General features: G+C 68.4%; 15 protein-coding genes. 14 read left to right on the forward strand and 1 reads right to left on the reverse strand.

Features of this window, described 5'->3' with window-relative positions; genetic code table 11:
• Nucleotides 1-218 precede the first annotated feature (218 nt).
• Both eccB and eccCa read left to right on the forward strand, forming a co-directional pair.
• Nucleotides 219-1,739, forward strand: a complete 1,521-nt coding sequence (gene eccB, locus AC5Y2S_RS20635) for a type VII secretion protein EccB (RefSeq protein WP_499958036.1) — start codon at nucleotides 219-221, stop codon at nucleotides 1,737-1,739.
• Entirely contained in the window at nucleotides 1,736-5,905 is a 4,170-nt protein-coding gene (eccCa, locus tag AC5Y2S_RS20640; protein ID WP_499958038.1) for a type VII secretion protein EccCa, read from the forward strand. The genes eccB and eccCa overlap by 4 nt, the downstream gene beginning before the upstream one ends.
• 30 nt (nucleotides 5,906-5,935) lie before the next feature.
• Here the strand turns inward: eccCa and AC5Y2S_RS20645 are convergent, their stop codons facing one another.
• Complete coding sequence (locus tag AC5Y2S_RS20645) at nucleotides 5,936-7,111, reverse strand: cytochrome P450 (protein ID WP_499958039.1); 1,176 nt, start codon at nucleotides 7,109-7,111, stop codon at nucleotides 5,936-5,938.
• A 224-nt stretch (nucleotides 7,112-7,335) separates the two neighbouring features.
• On the opposite strand from AC5Y2S_RS20645, the gene fdxE reads away from it, so the two are divergent.
• The 12 genes from fdxE (at nucleotide 7,336) to AC5Y2S_RS20705 (ending at nucleotide 19,981) form a co-directional block, all read left to right on the forward strand.
• Nucleotides 7,336-7,530, forward strand: a complete 195-nt coding sequence (gene fdxE, locus AC5Y2S_RS20650) for a ferredoxin FdxE (protein ID WP_499958041.1) — start codon at nucleotides 7,336-7,338, stop codon at nucleotides 7,528-7,530.
• A gap of 419 nt (nucleotides 7,531-7,949) precedes the next feature.
• Entirely contained in the window at nucleotides 7,950-9,218 is a 1,269-nt protein-coding gene (locus AC5Y2S_RS20655) for a PPE family protein (protein WP_499958043.1), read from the forward strand.
• A 173-nt stretch (nucleotides 9,219-9,391) separates the two neighbouring features.
• Nucleotides 9,392-9,691: a PE family protein gene (locus AC5Y2S_RS20660; protein ID WP_066912455.1), complete on the forward strand. Its 300-nt coding sequence runs from the start codon at nucleotides 9,392-9,394 to the stop codon at nucleotides 9,689-9,691.
• Nucleotides 9,692-9,702: 11 nt separating this feature from the next.
• Entirely contained in the window at nucleotides 9,703-10,911 is a 1,209-nt protein-coding gene (locus AC5Y2S_RS20665; protein ID WP_499958044.1) for a PPE family protein, read from the forward strand.
• A 475-nt stretch (nucleotides 10,912-11,386) separates the two neighbouring features.
• Nucleotides 11,387-12,604, forward strand: a complete 1,218-nt coding sequence (locus tag AC5Y2S_RS20670) for a PPE family protein (protein WP_499958045.1) — start codon at nucleotides 11,387-11,389, stop codon at nucleotides 12,602-12,604.
• A gap of 57 nt (nucleotides 12,605-12,661) precedes the next feature.
• Nucleotides 12,662-13,885 carry a PPE family protein gene (locus tag AC5Y2S_RS20675; RefSeq protein ID WP_499958508.1) on the forward strand — a complete coding sequence of 408 codons (1,224 nt, stop codon included), beginning with the start codon at nucleotides 12,662-12,664 and terminating at the stop codon, nucleotides 13,883-13,885.
• Nucleotides 13,886-14,237: 352 nt separating this feature from the next.
• On the forward strand, nucleotides 14,238-14,537 hold the full coding sequence (locus AC5Y2S_RS20680; RefSeq protein WP_066912455.1) for a PE family protein: 300 nt from the start codon (nucleotides 14,238-14,240) through the stop codon (nucleotides 14,535-14,537).
• A gap of 233 nt (nucleotides 14,538-14,770) precedes the next feature.
• Nucleotides 14,771-15,067, forward strand: a complete 297-nt coding sequence (locus AC5Y2S_RS20685; RefSeq protein ID WP_066914021.1) for a WXG100 family type VII secretion target — start codon at nucleotides 14,771-14,773, stop codon at nucleotides 15,065-15,067.
• A 50-nt stretch (nucleotides 15,068-15,117) separates the two neighbouring features.
• Nucleotides 15,118-15,402, forward strand: a complete 285-nt coding sequence (locus AC5Y2S_RS20690) for a WXG100 family type VII secretion target (protein WP_067013757.1) — start codon at nucleotides 15,118-15,120, stop codon at nucleotides 15,400-15,402.
• Nucleotides 15,403-15,493: 91 nt separating this feature from the next.
• A complete protein-coding gene (locus AC5Y2S_RS20695) occupies nucleotides 15,494-16,396 on the forward strand; it encodes an ESX secretion-associated protein EspG (protein ID WP_499958047.1) in 903 nt (300 codons plus the stop codon).
• A gap of 233 nt (nucleotides 16,397-16,629) precedes the next feature.
• On the forward strand, nucleotides 16,630-18,147 hold the full coding sequence (gene eccD / locus AC5Y2S_RS20700; RefSeq protein WP_499958048.1) for a type VII secretion integral membrane protein EccD: 1,518 nt from the start codon (nucleotides 16,630-16,632) through the stop codon (nucleotides 18,145-18,147).
• Entirely contained in the window at nucleotides 18,125-19,981 is a 1,857-nt protein-coding gene (locus AC5Y2S_RS20705; protein ID WP_499958049.1) for a S8 family serine peptidase, read from the forward strand. The genes eccD and AC5Y2S_RS20705 overlap by 23 nt, the downstream gene beginning before the upstream one ends.
• Nucleotides 19,982-19,992 lie beyond the last annotated feature (11 nt).

Genomic DNA, 19,992 nt, shown 5'->3' on the forward strand with positions numbered 1-19,992 from the left:
ATGAGTGGGGAACAGCAAAAGTGTCAGCGCCGCTGCTGGCACCCTTAGCGACACTCACGACCCGAAAGCGGCCGGATTCGTCCACGCGGCGAGATTGAATCCAAGTGAACGTGCACGGCAACGCGTGGCGAGCTCCGTGCGGGTCCCTTACGGTTGTCGATGTAATTCGCGCGATGGACAATGTCCAGGCGTTCTAGCAGACCGGATGGTGAATTAGCGTGGCGGAAGAAAGTCGCGGGCAGCGCGGGACGGGATACGGCCTTGGGTTGTCGACCAAGACCCAGGTGACCGGCTACCAGTTCCTGGCTCGGCGAACCTCGATGGCGCTGACCCGCTGGCGGGTCCGCATGGAGATCGAGCCCGGGCGGCGCCAGACGCTGGCCCTGGTGGCCTCGGTCTCCGCCGGCCTGGTGATCTGCCTGGGCGCGTTGTTGTGGTCGTTCATCAGCCCGTCCGGCCAGATCAACGAGTCGCCGATCATCGCCGACCGCGACTCCGGCGCCCTCTACGTCCGCGTCGGTGACAAGTTGTACCCGGCGCTGAACCTGGCGTCGGCGCGGCTGATCACCGGGCGGCCCGACAATCCGCACCTGGTTCGGGGGAGCCAGATCGCGAACCTGCCGCGCGGGCCCCTGGTCGGCATCCCGGGTGCGCCGTCGAACTTCGCCCCCAAGACACCGACCGCGTCGTCATGGCTGGTGTGCGACACGGTGGCCGGCTCGACCGGGGTCGGGGCGCCGTCCGGGGTGACCGTGACGGTGATCGACGGGACCCCGGACCTCAGCGGCCACCGGCAGGTCCTGAACGGCTCGGACGCCGTGGTGCTCCGCTACGGCGACGACGCGTGGGTGGTCCGGCAGGGCCGGCGGTCGAAGATCGACGCGATGAACCGCTCGGTGCTGCTGCCGCTGGGCTTGACCCCGGAGCAGGTCAGCATGGCCAAGCCGATGAGCCGCGCCCTGTACGACGCGCTGCCGGTGGGGCCCGAGCTGACCGTGCCGGAGATACCCAACGCGGGCACCCCGGCGACGTTCGCCAGCGCGCCCGGCCCGGTGGGGACGGTGATCGTCACCCCGCAAATCAGTGGGCCGCAACAGTATTCGCTGGTGCTGGCCGACGGCGTGCAGACGCTGCCGCCGTTGGTGGCGCAGATCCTGCAGAACGCCGGCGGCCCCGGCAACAACAAGCCGGTGACGGTGGAACCGTCGGCCCTGGCGAAGATGCCGGTGGTCAACAAGCTGGATCTGTCGTCGTATCCCGACAACCCGCTGAACGTGATGGACATGCGGGAGAACCCCGCGACTTGCTGGTGGTGGCAGAAGACCTCCGGTGAGAACCGGGCCCGCATCCAGGTGGTGTCCGGGTCGACCATTCCCGTCGCGTCCAAGGAGATGAGCAAGGTCGTGTCATTGGTGAAGGCCGACACGACCGGCCGCGAAGCCGACCAGGTGTACTTCGGTCCCGACCACGCCAACTTCGTCGCCGTCACCGGCAACGACCCGGGTGCCAAGACCACCGAATCGCTGTGGTGGCTGACCGACGCCGGCGCGCGGTTCGGGGTGGACGACACCCGCGAGGCCCGCGAGGCGCTCGGCCTCAAGACCGCGCCGAGCCTGGCGCCGTGGGTGGCACTGCGGCTGCTGCCACAGGGCCCGACGCTCTCCCGGGCGGACGCCTTGGTGGAGCACGACACCTTACCGATGGACATGTCCCCTGCAGAGTTGGTGGTACCCCGATGAAACGTGGATTCGCGCGCCCGACACCGGAAAAGCCGCCGGTCATCAAGCCGGAGAACATCGTCCTACCGACCCCGCTGAGCATTCCCCCGCCGGAGGGCAAGCCCTGGTGGATCGTGGTGGTCGGCGTCGTGGTGATCGGCCTGCTGGGCGGCATGATTGCCATGACCTTCGCCAGCGGCTCGCACGTGTTCGGCGGCGTCGGCGCGATCTTCCCGATCTTCATGATCGGCGGCATGGCGATGATGATGTTCGGCGGCCGGTTCGGCGGCCAGCAGCAGATGAGCCGGCCGAAGCTGGACGCGATGCGCGCCCAGTTCATGCTGATGCTCGACATGCTGCGCGAGACCGCCCACGAGTCGGCCGACAGCATGGACGCCAACTACCGCTGGTTCCACCCGGCGCCCGACACGCTGCCCGCCGCGGTGGGCTCGTCGCGGATGTGGGAGCGCAAGCCGGACGGCAAGGACCTCAACTTCGGTGTCGTCCGGGTCGGCGTGGGCATGACGCGTCCCGAGGTGACCTGGGGTGAGCCCCAGAACATGCCGACCGACATCGAGCTCGAGCCGGTGACCGGTAAGGCGCTGCAGGAATTCGGCCGCTACCAGAGCGTCGTCTACAACCTGCCGAAGATGATCTCCCTGCTGGTCGAACCCTGGTACTCGCTGATCGGGGAACGCGAGCAGGTGCTGGGCCTGATGCGGGCGATCGTGTGCCAGCTGGCGTTCTCGCACGGCCCCGACCACGTCCAGATGGTCGTCGTCAGTTCGGACCTGGAGCAATGGGATTGGGTGAAGTGGCTGCCACACTTCGGTGACTCGCGGCGCCATGACGCGGCGGGCAACGCGCGGATGGTCTACAGCTCGGTGCGGGAGTTCGCCGCGGAGCAGGCCGAATTGTTCGCCGGCCGTGGCTCTTTCACGCCCCGGCACGCCAGCTCGTCGGCGCAGACCCCGACGCCGCACACGGTGATCATCGCCGACGTCGCGGACCCGCAGTGGGAGTTCGTGATCAGCGCCGAGGGCATCGACGGCGTGACGTTCTTCGACCTGACCGGCTCGTCGATGTGGGCGGCCGTGCCCGAGCGGACGCTGCGGTTCGACGAGCGGGGCGTGATCGAGGCCCTGCCGCGCGACCGCGACACCTGGATGGTCATCGACGAGAAGCCGTGGTTCTTCGCGCTCACCGACCACCTCAGCATCGAGGAGTCCGAGGAGTTCGCCCAGAAGCTGGCGCGCTGGCGGCTGGCCGAGGCGTACGAAGAGATCGGTCAGCGGGTGGCCCACATCGGCGCCCGGGACATCATGGCCTACTACGGGATCGACGACCCTGCCGACATCGACTTCGACGCGCTGTGGGGCGCCCGCACCGACGCGATGGGCCGGTCCCGGCTGCGCGCCCCGTTCGGCAACCGTTCCGACAACGGCGAATTGCTGTTCTTGGACATGAAGTCGCTGGACGAAGGCGGCGACGGCCCGCACGGGGTCATGTCCGGTACGACCGGTTCGGGTAAGTCGACGCTGGTGCGAACCGTGATCGAGTCGCTGATGCTCGGCCACCCGCCGGAGGAGCTGCAGTTCGTGCTGGCCGACCTCAAGGGTGGTTCGGCGGTCAAGCCGTTCGCCGGGGTGCCGCACGTGTCGCGCATCATCACCGACCTGGAAGAGGACCAGGCCCTGATGGAGCGCTTCCTGGACGCGCTGTGGGGCGAGATCGCGCGCCGCAAGGCGATCTGCGACAGCGCCGGGGTCGACGACGCCAAGGAATACAACAGCGTGCGCTCCCGGATGCGGGCCCGCGGCCAGGACATGCCGCCGCTGCCGATGCTGGTGGTCGTCATCGACGAGTTCTACGAGTGGTTCCGCATCATGCCGACCGCGGTCGACGTGCTGGACTCGATCGGCCGCCAGGGCCGCGCCTACTGGATCCACCTGATGATGGCGTCCCAGACGATCGAGAGCCGGGCCGAAAAGCTCATGGAGAACATGGGTTATCGGTTGGTGCTGAAGGCACGCACCGCCGGCGCGGCGCAGGCGGCCGGTGTGCCCAACGCGGTGAACCTGCCGGCCCAGGCAGGTCTGGGTTACTTCCGCCGAAGCCTCGAGGACATCGTCCGGTTCCAGGCCGAGTTCCTGTGGCGGGACTACATCTCGCGCGGGATCACGGTCGACGGCGACGAGACGCCGATGCTGGTGCACAGCATCGACTACGTTCGCCCCCAACTGTTCACCAACTCGTTCACCCCGCTCGAGGTGAGCGTCGGGGGACCGACCATCGACTCGGTCCACTCGAACGGCTCGAACGGCGACCTGCCGGCCGAGGTGGCCGAAGCCGAGGGCGAGGAAGAGGGCGTCAGGACGCCCAAGGTCGGCACGGTGATCATCGATCAGCTGCGCAGGATCGACTTCGAGCCGTACCGGTTGTGGCAGCCGCCGCTCAACGCACCCGTCGCCATCGACGAGCTCGTCAACCGGTTCATCGGCCGCCAGTGGCAGCAGGACTACGGCACGGAGCAGAACCTGGTGTTCCCGATCGGGATCATCGACCGGCCCTTCAAGCACGACCAGCCGCCGTGGACGGTCGATACCTCCGGGCCCGGCGCCAACGTGCTGATCCTGGGGGCCGGCGGTTCGGGTAAGACGACGGCGCTGCAGACGCTGATCTGCTCGGCGGCGCTGACCCACACGCCCGAGCAGGTCCAGTTCTACTGCCTGGCCTACAGCGGCACCGCGCTGACCACGGTGGCCCGCCTGCCCCACGTGGGTGAGGTGGCCGGCCCCACCGATCCGTACGGCGTGCGCCGCACGGTGGCCGAGCTGTTGGCGCTGGTTCGCGAGCGCAAGCGCAGCTTCCTCGAATACGGGATCGCCTCGATGGACGTGTTCCGGCGCCGCAAGTTCGGCGGCGAGGCCGGGCCGGTGCCCAACGACGGGTTCGGCGACGTCTTCCTGGTGATCGATAACTACCGGGCGCTGGCCGAGGAAAACGAGGTGCTGATCGAGCAGGTGAACCTGATCATCAACCAGGGACCCTCGTTCGGTGTGCACGTGATCGTCACCGCGGACCGCGAGTCGGAGCTGCGGCCGCCGGTACGTAGCGGGTTCGGTTCCCGCGTCGAGTTGCGGTTGGCCGCGGTCGAGGACGCGAAGCTGGTGCGTTCCCGGTTCGCCAAGGAAGTTCCGGTCAAGCCGGGACGGGGCATGGTCGCGGTCAACTACGTCCGACTGGACGCCGACCCGCAGGCCGGTCTGCACACGCTGGTGGCGCGGCCCGCGCTGGCCAACACGCCCGACAACGTGTTCGCGTCGGACAGCATCGTCGAGGCGGTCGGCCGCCTCGCGAGCGGCCAGGCCCCGCCGATCCGCCGCCTGCCCGCGCGCTTCGGCGTCGAGCAGGTGCGCGAACTCGCCGCCCGCGACACCCGCCAGGGGGTCGGTGCCGGCGGAATCGTCTGGGCCATATCGGAATTGGACCTGGCGCCGGTGTATCTGAACTTCGCCGAGAACGCGCACCTGATGGTGACGGGCCGACGCGAATGTGGTCGCACCACGACGCTGGCGACGATCATGTCGGAGATCGGGCGGCTCTATGCGCCCGGCGCCAGCAGCGCGCCGCCGCCACCGGCCGGGCGGCCCTCCGCCCAGGTGTGGCTGGTCGACCCGCGCCGTCAGCTCTTGACGGTGCTGGGCTCGGAGTACGTGGAGAAGTTCGCGTACAACCTGGACGGCGTGCAGGCGATGATGAACGACATGTCCGCCCTGCTGGCCAGCCGCGAACCACCACCGGGCCTGTCGGCGGAGGAGCTGTTGTCGCACTCCTGGTGGAGCGGCCCGGAGATCTTCCTCATCGTCGACGACATCCAGCAGATGCCGGCCGGTTTCGACTCGCCACTGCACAAGGCCGCGGCCTGGGTGACCCGGGCCGCCGATGTGGGCCTGCACGTGATCGTCACCCGCACGTTCGGTGGTTGGTCGTCGGCGGGCAGCGACCCGATGCTGCGGGCATTGCACCAGGCCAACGCGCCGCTGCTGGTGATGGACGCCGACCCCGACGAGGGCTTCATCCGCGGCAAGATGAAGGGCGGCCCGCTGCCCCGCGGCCGTGGCCTGCTGATGGCCGAGGACACCGGCGTGTTCGTCCAGGTGGCCGCCACCGAGTTTCGCAAGTAGACACCGCTACCGCTGAGCTGGGGCTGGGATTCAGCCCCAGCTCAGCGGTAATGTCTTGAGCGCGAAGGTCTTTGACGGGAACTTGATCTCCGGTTGGTAATCCTCGGGCAGGTCGAAGTCGGGGATCTGTTTCAGCCATTCCGCGACGATGATGGTCAGCTCGATGCGCGCCAGGTGCGAGCCCAGGCAGCGGTGCGGCCCGCCGCCGAATCCCCAGTGCCGGTGAACCTTGCCGTCCAGGAACAACTCGTCGGTGGACATCGCGTCGCTGCCATCGCGGTTCACCGCGGCCATGCACAGCCGCACCGGCGTGCCCGCGGGCAGCATCATGCCACCCACGTTGACGATCTCCGTCGTGACCCGGGGGGCCACCGGCGCCGACGGCTCCAGCCGCACGATCTCCTCGATGAAAACCCTGATCTGCCGGGGATTGTCGCGCAGCGTGGCGCGCAGCTCCGGCCTGCGCGCCAGTTGGTACAGCGAAAACCCGATGGACGCGGTCACCGTGTCCAGGCCGGCGAGGATCAGCAGGTGGCTCATGCCCAGCAGCTCGAGGTCGCTGAAGTTGCCCTCGCCGGTCATGATCCGGGACAACATGTCCGAACCTGGGTGCTCCCTGCGCTTTTGGATCGCGTCGGTGAGATAGGCCAGCAGTAGCCGCGCCTTTTCGTGGTCCTCCTGCGTCATGTAGGGCCTTTCCCCGATGACGGAGTCCTTCCAATCGATGATGCGGTCCCGATCCTCGACCGGCAGACCGTAGAGATCGAGGAAGACTTGATAGGGATACAGCCGCGCGAAATCCGCCATCGCGTCGCACTTTCCTTGTTCGGCCAGCGCCGCGATCATCTCGGCGGCGTGGCGCTGCAGCACCGGCCGCGACGCGGCCAGCCCCTGCGGGCTGAAGTACGGCTGCAGGATCTTGCGGTAGCGGGTGTGCTCCGGCGGGTCGAACGCCAGCGGCACCACCGGCAGCGGGCTGCCCGGCGGCTGCAGCGCCAGCCGCGACGAGAAGACCTTGGGATTGCGCAGCGCGGCGAGCACGTCTTCGCGCCGCGTCAGGTAGTAGTGGCCGTTCATGAACACCACCGGCCCGGCGTCGCGCAGGGTCTTCCATCCGACCCCGCGGTCGGCGGACATCGGCAGCTTGGTGTACTCCAGCCGCGGCAGGTGGAAGGTGCCCGGCTGGCCTTCGCCGAGAGTGCTCATGCGCTCTGATCTCCGCTTGTCCGTTGGATTTTGGTGGTGTGCCGCCGCGGACCCCGCCGCTTGTCGATGGCACCCCAATATCGCACGCGGGGTAGGGGGGCACCAATCGTGTCGGCGCCGATCGGCGACCGTCTCCTAGACTTTATCGAGCGGCTAATCTACGTATCGATCGTCCGTTCCGGGTTTTCGCCAAAGCCGCCGAAGGAAACGAAGAAGGAAACCTCGTGAAGGTTCGTCTCGAAACGTCCAAATGCGTGGGCCATGCCCAGTGCTATGCCGTGGACCCAAAGCTGTTTCCCATCGACGAATCGGGTTATTCGATCCTCGAGGAACACGAGGTGAGGCCTGAGGACGAAGAGGTGACCCGCGACGGCGTGGCCTCCTGCCCGGAAATGGCGCTGATCCTCGAAGAGGACTAGGGCCCGGCAAGGCCCACCGCTAGACAAACGAAAGATGAACATTCGGTTGTCTCTGGTGAACCGCGGCTGGCCGGGAATGAACATTGGTTGGCTGGGAATGAACAGTTGGCATCGTCGGTCGGCGCGCCAGGTGCGACCAGCTAATGTCGTTCGCGAGCGACAGTTCGGGCACCAAAGAGCTGTCGCTCGGTTGCTGACAGCGGGTTAGTCGAGGCGGATTGGGCATGTCATTCCTGACCGGAAAACCAGGCAATCCTGGTGGCGGAGCACCTATCCGGGCAGTGGGAACGCGCGTCGCAGTGCGTGGACTATCCCGTCGAACGGGTTTGCTGGTCAACAAAGTCGTGACCGCGCCCACCACGGGTTGTACCTGACCGCGATGATCGCCGCCGCGATCATGGCCAACTGAGGAGGACACGGTGTTCGACTTCGGAGCGTTACCGCCCGAAATCAATTCCGGTCGGATGTATGCGGGCCCGGGGGCCGAGTCGATAATGGTCGCCGCGACGGCGTGGGACGAGCTGGCGGCGGAGCTGAGCACGGCTGCTTCTGGTTACGACTCGGTGATCAACGATCTGATCAGCGCTCCCTGGGTCGGGCCGTCGTCGACGGCGATGGTCAACGCGGTGGTGCCCTACGTGAGCTGGCTCAGCTCGGCCGCCGGTCTGGCCGAGGACAGCGCCAGCCAGGCCCGCGCGGCCGCGGGCGCCTTCGAGGAGGCTTTCGCGCTGACGGTGCCGCCGCCGGTGATCGTGGCCAACCGGGTGCTGTTGGCAACGCTGGTCGCCACCAACTTCTTCGGGCAGAACACGCCCGCGATCATGGCCACCGAGGCCCAGTACATGGAGATGTGGGCCCAGGACGCCGCCGCCATGTACGGCTACGCCGCCTCGTCGGCGGCCGCCACCGTGCTGACCCCGTATACGGAGCCGCCCAACACCAGCACCCCGACAGCCGCGGCCAACCAGGGCGCCGCCGTCGCGCAGGCCACCGCTCAGCCGGCCGCCAGCGTGGTCGATCAGATCGCGGCGATCCCGCAGGCACTGCAGCAACTGGCGCTGCAGCAGCTGTCGGGTTACACGTTCACGAACTGGCCGTTCTCGATGTTGCAGCAGCAGCTGCAAGACTTCCTCAAGTACGGGCTGCCGACCGCGACCAACGACTGGTTCGGCCTCCGGAACAACGGGTTGGCGTTCCCCTCTTCCGGGGTCAGCCCGTTGGGCAACGAGGCGAGGCAGTTCGCCCAGGCGTACTTCGGGGTTGGCCTCGGAAACTTCGGTTGGTCGATCGGCCAGCAGCTCACCTTCGGCCCCGGTGGTGCGACGGCCGGTGCCGGTGGTGCCTGGTTTCCCACACCGCAGTTCGCCGGCCTGCACCTGGGCGGGATCGGAGGCCTGGGCGGCGCACACCCCGCCGGCGCCGTCTCGGCGAGCGCGGGCGAGGCCGGCAGGATCGGGGGGCTGTCGGTCCCGGCGAACTGGACCAACCCGGCGGCGCAGGCAACGCTGGTCAGCGCCGTGTCCGAAGAGACGCCGCCCGTCAACGCGGGTGGCAGCGCCGTGCCGGGCAACGCCCTGCTGCGCGGCATCCCGACCGGCGCCGTCGGACGGCGCAGCGCCGGCTATGGCTACACCACCAAATACGGCTTCCGCTACAGCGTGCTGACCCGCCCGCCGTCGGCCGGATGATCGAGAGACGGCGAATGAACAACAGTTGTCCACCAATGAACAGTTGGCGCTAAGGAGGCGCGACCCGACGGGATCCAAATTAGTCTCACTAGCAAGCCCTGTCTGAAGTGAACTTCAGCAGCGAAGAGCATTCCTTGAAGGTCATCGAGCCTGAAAGTTGAGGAGGAAAACAGATGTCGTTTGTGACTACGCAGCCCGAAGCGCTGGCGGCGGCGGCAGGCAGTTTGCAGGGTATCGGCTCGGCGTTGAGCGCTCAGAACGCCGCGGCGGCGGCCCCGACGACCGGTGTGGTGCCCGCCGCGGCCGATGAGGTGTCGGCGCTGACCGCGGCCCAGTTCGCCGCGCACGCCCAGATGTACCAGGCCGTCAGCGCTCAGGCCGCGGCCATCCACGAGCAGTTCGTCAGCACCCTGGGCATCAGCTCCGGGTCGTACGCGGCGACCGAGGCGGCCAACGCGGCCGCGGCCGGCTAGGGGGTTAGGACATGACAATGGATCTTGGCGCACTTCCTCCGGAGGTCAGTTCCGCGATGATCTACTCCGGACCGGGTTCGTCGTCGCTGATGGCGGCCGCCTCCGCGTGGAACGGCATCGCCGCCGAGCTGACCTCGGCCGCCATGGGCTACGACCAGATCGTCACCCAGCTGGCCGGCGAGGAATGGCTGGGGCCGGCCTCGGGGTCGATGGCGGCGGCGGCGCAACCCTACGTGCAGTGGATGACCACGACCGCCGGTCAGGCCGAGGAAGCGGCCGCCCAGGCCCAGTCAGCCGCGGCGGCCTACGAGACGGTGCTGGCCTCGGTGGTGCCGCCGCCGGCCATCGCCATCAACCGCACCACGCTGACGCAGGCCCAGGCGACGAACATCCTGGGTCAGAACAACGGGATCATCGCGCAGCTGGAGGCGCAGTACGCCGAGTTCTGGGCGCAGAACGCCTCGGCGTTGTACAGCTACGCCAATCAGTCCGCGGCGGCGGCCAAGGTGACGCCGTTCCAAAACGCGCCGACCGTCGCCAACCCGGCAGCTGCGGCCGTCACTCAGTCCGCGGCACCGGCGGCATCGATCCAGCAGACCCTGCAGAGTTACCTCACCCAGATTCAGCAGGCGCTGGGCGCGCTCGGCTCACCGGCAACAACGAACTCGTTTGTTTCGCAGTTCTCCAACTCCAACCCGTTGATCAGCGAAGTCTGGTTCCTGATCAGCGGTCAGACGACGCTGCCGTCGAACATCGGTACCTTCCTGGGCGGCTACTCGAACTACGCGAGCTTCTTCTACAACACCGAGGGTCTGCCGTACTTCAGCGTCGGTATGGGCAACTTCGGTGTTCAGATGGCCAAGACCCTGGGCGCCATCACCGGCCCGGCGGCGGCGGCCGCCGCCGTGCCGAAGGGCTTGCCCGGACTGGGCGGCCTGCTCGGCGGTGGCGCCGGCGCGGCGGCGCACCTGGGCAGCGCGACGTCGATCGGCAAGCTTTCGGTGCCGGTCTCGTGGACGGGCGCCACTGCCCCGACGGCGGCCGCGGCCCATGCCATTCCGGTCAGCAGCATCAGCGCTGCGCCGGAGGCGGCCGGGGGACCCGGAAACCTGCTCGGTGGCATGCCGCTGGCGGGCGTGGGCTCCGGTGCCGCCAACGGCGCCGGTCCGCGGTACGGGTTCCGTCCCACCGTCATGGCCCGGCCACCCCTGGGCGGGTAGCCGGCTTTCCAGCACAACTGGCGTCGTGGGCGCGGGCACAATTGCCTGCGCCCACGACGGCGTTTTGGGGTAAAACCCGACCGATCGACGCGCGAGCGCGCCCAGATCGCGGCGGGCCCGCCGCCCGGTTGACGCCCGATTCGGCGGCTTTATCTGCGGCCGGATTTTTACCCGGGCCGGCCGCTTTCGTCTCACCGATCTCCCCGCAACCGGGCCGGCTTCGCGTGCGCGCCGGAAGCGGGTTCGGCGCATTGTCGCCACATTTTCGCAGCTAGCGGACGGTGCCTTCGCGCGTCCGCCGCTCACCTACCGAGGCCCGCGTCGATCCCGGACCATCGGGCGATCCGGCGTCGCTCCATGAGCCCGGCCACCTCGCTCGGCTCCGGGCGGGGATTGCCGGCCTTAGCCTCCACTCAAGCGAACAGCTGCCAGAACTTGCGGAGAAAACATGTCGTTTCGGCCCGGCGGTTCATAGGTGTTGGACTTCGGCGCGCTACCGCCAGAGATCAACTCGGCCCGGATGTATGCCGGCCCGGGCTCCGGCTCGATGATGGCCGCTGCTTCGGCCTGGGACGGGCTGGCCGCCGAGTTGAGTCTGGCGGCCACCGGCTACTCGTCGATCGTCACCGAGCTGACCGGCTCGCCGTGGCTGGGCCCGGCGTCGCGGGCCATGGTGGCCGCCGCGGCGCCCTACATAACGTGGCTCGGCTCCGCGGCGGAGCTCGCCGAGGAGGCCGCGAACCAGGCCAGGGCCGCCGCCGCCGCATTCGAAACCGCGTTCACGCTGACGGTGCCGCCACCGCTGATCGCGGCGAACCGGGTGTTGTTGGCGACTCTGGTCGCGACCAATTTCTTCGGACAGAACTTTCCGGCCATCGCGGCCACCGAGGCGCAGTACGCCGAGATGTGGGCCCAGGACGCCACGGCGATGTACGGCTACGCGGCCGCCTCGGCAGTCGCGACGCAGTTGACCCCGTTCGGCGAGCCGGCACAGGCCACCGACCAAGGCGGGTTGGCCGCCCAGGCGGCCGCGGTCAGCCAGGCCATCGCCACGCCGGCGGGCAACGGCGCCCCGGCGCTCGCGCTGACCCCCGACGCGGTTTCCATCACGTCCGTCTTCACGTCGATCAACCAAGCGCTGCAACAGCTTTCGGCCGGGGCGCTGGCCTCGCAGCTGAATCCGTACAACTGGTGGATCGTGCAGCAGGTCGTCGCACTCAACGTGTCGAACCGAACCGCGTTGTCACGCACCACCGTGGGTCTCGCCTACTTCTCCACCGGGCTGATGAGCTTCTTCGGCTCCATCGCGCAGCAGATCACCTTCGGCCCCGGTGGGACGACGGCCGGGGCGCAAGGCGCCTGGTACGCGACGCCGCAATTCGCCGGCCTGCACCTGGGCGCCGTGGGCAGCGGTGCCGTCGGCCATGGCGGGATCGCGGCGAATCTGTCCTCGGCGACCAAGATCGGGGGGTTGTCCGTGCCGCAGGGTTGGGCCGGCTCTCCCGGCGCGGTCGAGGAATCGGCCGCCCAGGCGGTCGCCGTCGACTACGCCACCGACCCGCAGGGTGCGGGCAACGGGCTGCTGCGCGGCATGCCGATGGGCAGCGGCAGCCGCCGCTCGGGCTCGGCCTGGCCGCCCCGCGAATACGGATTCAAGCGCAGCGTGCTCGCACGCCCGCCATCCGCCGGATAACCAGCTGTATAGAGCGGCCACCGTGGCCGCGACTGATGAAGGAGTCAGGACATGGCAATCGATTTCGGTGCGTTACCGCCGGAGGTCAACTCGGCGCGCCTGTACACCGGTGTGGGCTCGACACCGCTCGTGACCGCGGCCTCGGCCTGGAACTCCCTGGCCGCCGAGCTCACCGCGGCCGCCCTGGGCTATGAGAACGTGGTGACGCAGCTGGCCGGCGAGGAGTGGCTGGGGCCGGCCTCGGCGTCCATGGCCGCGGCGGTGCAACCGTATGTGGACTGGATGAGCACGACCGCCGCACAGGCCGAGCAGGCCGCCACGCAGGCCAGCGCGGCCGCCGCCGCCTACGAGGCCGCGTTCGCCGCGATCGTTCCCCCGCCGTTGATCGCGGCCAACCGTGCCGAGTGGGCGCAGGCGGTCTCGACCAACGTGCTGGGGCAGAACACCGGGATCATCGCGCAGCTGGAAGCCCAGTACGCCGAGTTCTGGGCCCAGGACGCCGCGACGATGTACGGCTACGCCGGCAACTCGGCGACGGCGTCGAACGTCACCCCGTTCACCGCCGCACCCGCCATCGCCAATCCCGCCGCTTCGACCACCCAGGCGGCCGCGACGACCGCCGCCGCGACGACGTCGGTCGGCTCGATACAGAACCAGATCAACGCCGCCATCAGCCAGATCACCGCGCAACTGGCGAGCCTGGCGGCGCCGTTCTACACGCCACTCCAACAGGAATGGTGGTATCTGGCGTCAGGCACCGGCCCGTTGTCCTCGGTGTGGCAGGTCTTGTTCGGGACACCGTCGTTCCCGGGCGGAAGCCTTTCGGCATTCATGTCGGCGTGGTCGCCGTACGCGGGCGTCCTGTACAACACCGAGGGTTTGCCGTACTTCAGCATCGGTATGGCCAACTCGATGACGCAGACCGCCAAGACCGTCGGGGCGATCGGCGGCGCGGCGCCGGCCGCCGCGGCCGCCGTCCCCAAGGGCCTGCCCGGGCTCGGCGGGCTGCTCGGCGGCGGCGCCCCGCCGGTGGCGGCGCATCTTGGCAGCGCCGCCTCGATCGGGAAGCTCTCCGTGCCTGCCTCCTGGTCCGGGCCGGTCACGACGCCCAGCCACGCGACAGCCATCCCGGTGAGCAACGTCCGGGAGGCGCCCGACGCGGCGCCCGGAAACCTGCTGGGCGGCATGCCCCTGGCCGGGGCGGGCACGGGCGGAAGCGGAGCGGGCCCCCGGTACGGATTCCGGCCGACGGTGATGGCCCGCCCGCCCGCGGCGGGTTAGCTCGTGGACCGGCGAACGGGGCGACACGGGTCCGGAGCGGCCCTCTTCGTCGGCCCGGGAACGGCATTTGCTCCGGCGCGATTTGGCCGCATCGGTGCTAAGCTCCATACGTGCTGGCCAACGGGCCTTCAACGGCGACCCGTAGGGGTTCATCTTGACGGTTTGCTGTGACGGTCCTGTGAACGCCAGCGGTAGGGGCCGGGCGCTGTTACTGTGTCGTTACTAAAAGTGAATTCGCCGTGCCATCCAGTGAACAATTGCGAACAGGTGGTCTCGGACTCAGCTTGAAGCGGATGTTGTCATCTACTCTCTTGCACAGAGCAGTGCGGGAGGCAATCTAGGAGGGAAAAGCATGTCGTTCGTGACCACTCAGCCGGAGGCTCTGGCTGCGGCGGCCGGGAGCCTGCAGGGGATCGGCTCGGCGCTGAGCGCCCAGAATGCGGCCGCGGCCGCGCCCACGACCGGGGTAGTGCCGGCCGCGGCCGACGAGGTGTCGGCGCTGACCGCGGCCCAGTTCGCCGCCCACGCGCAGATGTACCAGGCCGTCAGCGCTCAGGCCGCCGCGATTCACGAGCAGTTCGTCAGCACGCTGGGGATCAGCTCTGGCTCGTACGCCGCGACCGAAGCCGCCAACGCAGCGGCCGCCGGCTGACCAGGTTCAGCGGTTCTTCGAATGTCGGGTCTGACTGCTGGGTCGAGGCCCCGGGATCCGAGTTTTCAATCGCCGTGGCTGGGGTTGCACGTCCGCACGCCGGACGTGCCCCGGTCGACGGTATGGGGGGAAGTCTTTCTGCATGTGGCTCCGCGGTGCGCTGACGCGTAACCGTTGAGCCAGCGTTACTCACAACTGAAAACAAGTCACTCAGTATTAAGGAGAAAGCCAACATGGCAACACGTTTTATGACTGACCCGCATGAGATGCGGGCGATGGCGGGCCGGTTTGAGGTCCACGCGCAGACCGTTGAGGACGAGGCCCGCAAGATGTGGGCGTCGTCGATGAACATCGCCGGTGCCGGCTGGAGTGGCCAGGCGCAGGCGACCTCCTACGACACCATGGGTCAGATGAATCAGGCGTTCCGCAACATCGTGAACATGCTGCACGGTGTGCGCGACGGGCTGATCCGCGACGCGAACAACTACGAGCAGCAAGAGCAGGCCTCGCAGCAAATCCTCGGCAGCTAGCGCGAAAAGCGCAGGTTGCGTACCCTTTGAGACGTTAGGAGAACACCGATATGACAATCAATTACCAGTTTGGCGATGTGGACGCCCATGGTGCGACGATTCGCGCCCAGGCCGCGTCGTTGGAAGCCGAGCACCAGGCCATCGTTCGCGATGTGCTGGCCGCTGGTGACTTCTGGGGTGGCGCCGGTTCGGTGGCCTGCCAGGAGTTCATCACCCAGTTGGGTCGCAACTTCCAGGTGATCTACGAGCAGGCCAACGCTCATGGCCAGAAGGTGCAGTCGGCCGGCAGCAACATGTCCAGCACGGACAGCGCCGTCGGCTCCAGCTGGGCCTAGCTCGCAACTTCAGGCGCGGCAGCACACCACATAATAGGTGTGCTGCCGCGTCCTGCGGTTTCCGTAACTTCGACCACTTCTGAGGCTATCGATGGACCAACAGAGCACCCGCACCGACATCACCGTCAACGTCGACGGCTTCTGGATGCTTCAGGCGCTGCTCGACATTCGCCACGTCGCGCCTGAATTGCGATGCCGCCCGTTCGTGTCGACCGACTCGAGCGACTGGCTCAACGAGCACCCCGGAATGGCGGTGATGCGTGAGCAGGGCATCGTGGTCGGCGACGAGGTGCAAGAACAGGTCGCGGCTCGAATGCGGGTCCTCGCCGCGCCCGATCTCGAGGTTGTCGCCCTGCTGTCGCGGGGCAAGCTGCTCTACGGAGTCGTCGACGACGAGAACCAGCCCCCCGGCTCGCGCGACATCCCCGACAACGAGTTCCGCGTGGTGCTCGCCCGCCGCGGCCAGCACTGGGTCTCGGCGGTCCGCGTGGGCAGCGACATCACCGTCGACGACGTCGCCGTCGCGGACAGCGCCTCAATCGCGTCGCTGGTGATCGACGGTCTGGAGTCGATTCACCACGCGGAGCCCGCGGCGATCAACGCGGTCAACGTGCCGCTGGAGGAAATGCTGGAGGCGACCAAGTCCTGGCAGGAATCCGGCTTCAATGTCTTCTCCGGGGGCGATCTGCGACGGATGGGCATCAGCGCCGCGACGGTTGCCGCCCTCGGTCAGGCGCTGTCGGACCCCGCGGCCGAGGTTGCGGTGTACGCGCGCCAGTATCGGGATGACGCCAAGGGCCCGAGCGCCTCGGTCCTGTCGCTGAAGGACGGTTCGGGCGGCCGCATCGCGCTGTACCAGCAAGCGCGCACGGCGGGTTCGGGGGAGGCGTGGCTGGCAATCTGCCCGGCGACGCCCCAACTGGTGCAGGTGGGCGTCAAGACCGTGCTGGACACGCTGCCCTACGGCGAGTGGAAAACGCACAGCAGGGTCTGACATACGTGTGAAACATAAACTTCACCAACGCTTTTGCAGACAACATGCGGTCGGGATGCGAAGACGGCATACTTCTCTAGAATCATCAGCAAATCTTCAAAGCAGTGTCACCACGACCCTTAACTCAAGGCGAGGCAGATGAAATCCGAATTGGTCGAGCTGTACCTCTCAGGGGGCCGCGGCGCCTCGGCGACACGGGGTTACACATTCAAAACGACAGGGGGTGCTGGGCGATGACATCGGCCGGAGTAGCTGACGCCTTACAGGCAGAAATCGAGGGCATCGCCCAGCCTCGGGCGGTCGTCGTCGGCGTCATGGCCGGCGAGGGTGTCCAGATCGGCGTCCTGCTCGACGCCAACGCCCCGGTCTCGGTGATGACCGACCCGCTGTTGAAGGTCGTCAACAGCCGGCTGCGCGAGCTCGGCGAGACCCCGCTGGAGGCCACCGGCCGCGGCAGGTGGGCGCTGTGCCTCGTCGACGGCACGCCGCTGCGGGCCACGCAGTCGCTGACCGAGCAGGACATCTACGACGGCGACCGGCTGTGGATCCGGTTCCTGCCGGACACCGAGCACCGCTCGCAGGTCATCGAGCACATCTCCACGGCGGTCTCGGCAAACCTGAGCAAGCGGTTCGCCGCCATCGACCCGGTCGTCGCGGTGCAGGTCGGCGCGTCGATGGTCGCGATCGGCGTGACCGCGGCGTCGGGTCTGCTCGGCTGGTGGCGTTGGCACCACAACTCCTGGCTGCCCACGGTCTACTCGTCGATCATCGCCGCGATTGCGTTGTCGGTGGCCATCATGCTGGCGATGCGGGCGAAGACCGACTCGGACCGGCTGATCGCCGACATCATGCTGCTGAGCGGCCTCGCGCCGCTCACGGTGGCCGCGGCGTCGTCCCCGCCAGGCGGCGTCGGCTCGCCGCAAGCGGTGCTGGGCTTCGGCGTGCTCGCGATTGGGGCGTCGCTCATCCTGCGCTTCACCGGTCGCCGACTGGCCATATATACGGCGATCGTGACCATCAGCGCCGTGGCGGCGATCGCCAGCCTGGCGCGGATGGTGGCGAACACCAGCGCGGTGACCAACTTCGCCTGCGTGGTGCTGGTCTGCGTGCTGGGCTACCAGTCCGCGCCGGCGCTGTCCCGCCGGTTGGCCGGCATCCGGCTGCCCGTGTTCCCGTCGGCGACCAGCCGGTGGGTGTTCGAGGCGCGACCGGACCTGCCGACCACCGTGGTGCGCGCCGACGGCGGCGCTCCGGTCCTGGAGGGTCCTGCGTCGGTTCGCGACGTGGTGCTGCAGGCCGAGCGCGCCCGCTCGTTCCTCTCCGGCCTGCTGCTTGGGCTCGGGGTGCTGATGATCGTGTCGCTGACCGCGCTGGCGGACCCGCACACCTTCCAGCGGTGGCTGCCGCTCATTCTGGCCGGCTTCGCCGCCGGCTTCCTGATGCTGCGCGGCCGCTCGTACGTGGACCGCTGGCAGGCGATCAGCCTGGCCGCGACGTCGGTCCTCATCGTCGCGGCGATCGTGATTCGCTACGCGCTGGGGTTGCAGTCTCCGCTGGCGGTGTCGATCAGCGTGGCGATCCTGGTCCTGCTGCCGGCGGCGGGCATGACGGCCGCGGCTGTGGTGCCCAACACCATCTACAGCCCGCTGTTCCGCAAGTTCGTGGAATACATCGAGTACCTGTGCCTGATGCCGATCTTCCCGTTGGCATTGTGGCTGATGAATGTCTATGCGGCGATCCGTTATCGCTAGCAGCAAGGTGTGGCGCGGTCGCGCACCCCGCGCGACCGTCGCCGCACTCCTGCTCACCTCAGGTGCATTAGCCGGTCTGCCTCCCGCGTACGCGGTATCGCCGCCGACGGTTGACCCGGCGGCGGTGCCGCCCGACGGCCCGCCCGGGCCGCCGGCGCCGATGAAGCAGAACTCCTATTGCACCGAGGTCGGCGTGCTGCCGGGCAGCGACTTCCGGCTGCAGCCCAAGTACATGGACATGCTGAATCTCCAGGAGGCCTGGCAGTTCGGCCGCGGCGCGGGGCAGAAGGTCGCCGTCATCGACACCGGTGTGACGCCGCACCCCCGCTTTCCGCACCTCATCCCGGGCGGCGACTACATCATGTCGGGCGACGGGCTGTCGGACTGCGACGCGCACGGCACCATCGTCGCGTCGATGATCGGTGCGGCCCCGGCCAACGGCGCGGCGACGCCGCCCGCGGCGCCCCGCAAGCCGGTCACCATACCCACCACGGAGCCGCCCCCGAAAGCGCCGCCGCCGCAGACGGTGACCCTGTCGCCGCTGCCCCAGACCGTGACGATGGTGCCCGCGCCGCCCCCTTCGGAGGCACCTCCGCAGGGGCCGTTCGGGGCGCCGCCGGCCGCGCCGGCTGGTCCGCCCGCACCGGCGGGTCCGGCCAGTCCGGGCGCGCCGCCCGGGGGACCCCAAGCCGGGCCCGGTCAGGCACCGGCGGCCAGCCACGGCGGCGGGACGGTGACCATACCCGGCCATTCCGGCGGTGGGCACGTGATCGCGGTCGACAACCCGGTCAACCCGCGTCCGCTCGACCCGCCGAAGCCACCGCCGGCACCCCCGGTCCCGGCGTCGGCGCCCGACGCGTACAGCGGAATCGCCCCGGACGTCGACATCATCGCGATCCGGCAGTCCAGCCAGGCCTTCGGCCTCAAGGACGCCTACACCGGCGATGAGGACCCGCAGACCCGGGCCAAGATCGACGACGTCGAGACCATGGCGCGGGCGATCGTGCACGCCGCCAACCTGGGCGCCACGGTGATCAACATCTCCGACGTCACCTGCATGAGCTCGCGCAACATCATCGATCAGCGGTCGCTGGGCGCCGCCGTGCGCTACGCGGCGGTCGACAAGAACGTCGTCATCGTGGCGGCGGCCGGCGACACCAGCAAGAAGGACTGCAAGCAGAACCCGGCCTTCGATCCCATGCAGCCGAAGGATCCCCGGGACTGGAGCGGCGTGGGCACCGTGGTGACGCCGTCCTGGTTCAGCGACTACGTCCTGACGGTGGGCGCGGTCGACAACGATGGCCGGCCGCTCACCCAGGGCGGTCAGGGCCAGGGTTCGACCAGCGTCGCGGGACCCTGGGTGGGCATCGCCGCGCCGGGCACCGACGTCATCGGGCTCTCGCCGCGCGACGACGGTTTGATCAACGCCATCGACGGCCCGGACAACTCGCTGCTGGTTCCGGCCGGCACCAGTTTCTCGACGGCGATCGTGTCCGGGGTGGCCGCCCTGGTCCGCGCCAAGTACCCCCAGCTATCGGCGTACCAGGTCATCAACCGGTTGGAGCGCACCGCCCGCGCGCCGGCACGCGGGGTCGACAACCAGGTCGGCTACGGTGTCATCGACCCGGTGGCGGCCCTGACGTGGGACGTACCGGAAGGCCCGCCAAAGCCGCCGCAGCAACTGTCGGCACCGCTGAACATTCCTAAAGCGGCCCCGCACCGGGATATGGTGCCAGTATGGGTGGCAGCCGGAGGGTTGACCGCAGCATTACTGATCGGCGGCGCCGTGTTCGGTATAGCAGTGTTCATGAAGCGAACACGGAAGCAGCAATGAGGTCGGAGCAG

Source organism: Mycobacterium sp. NGS69, assembly GCF_059812165.1.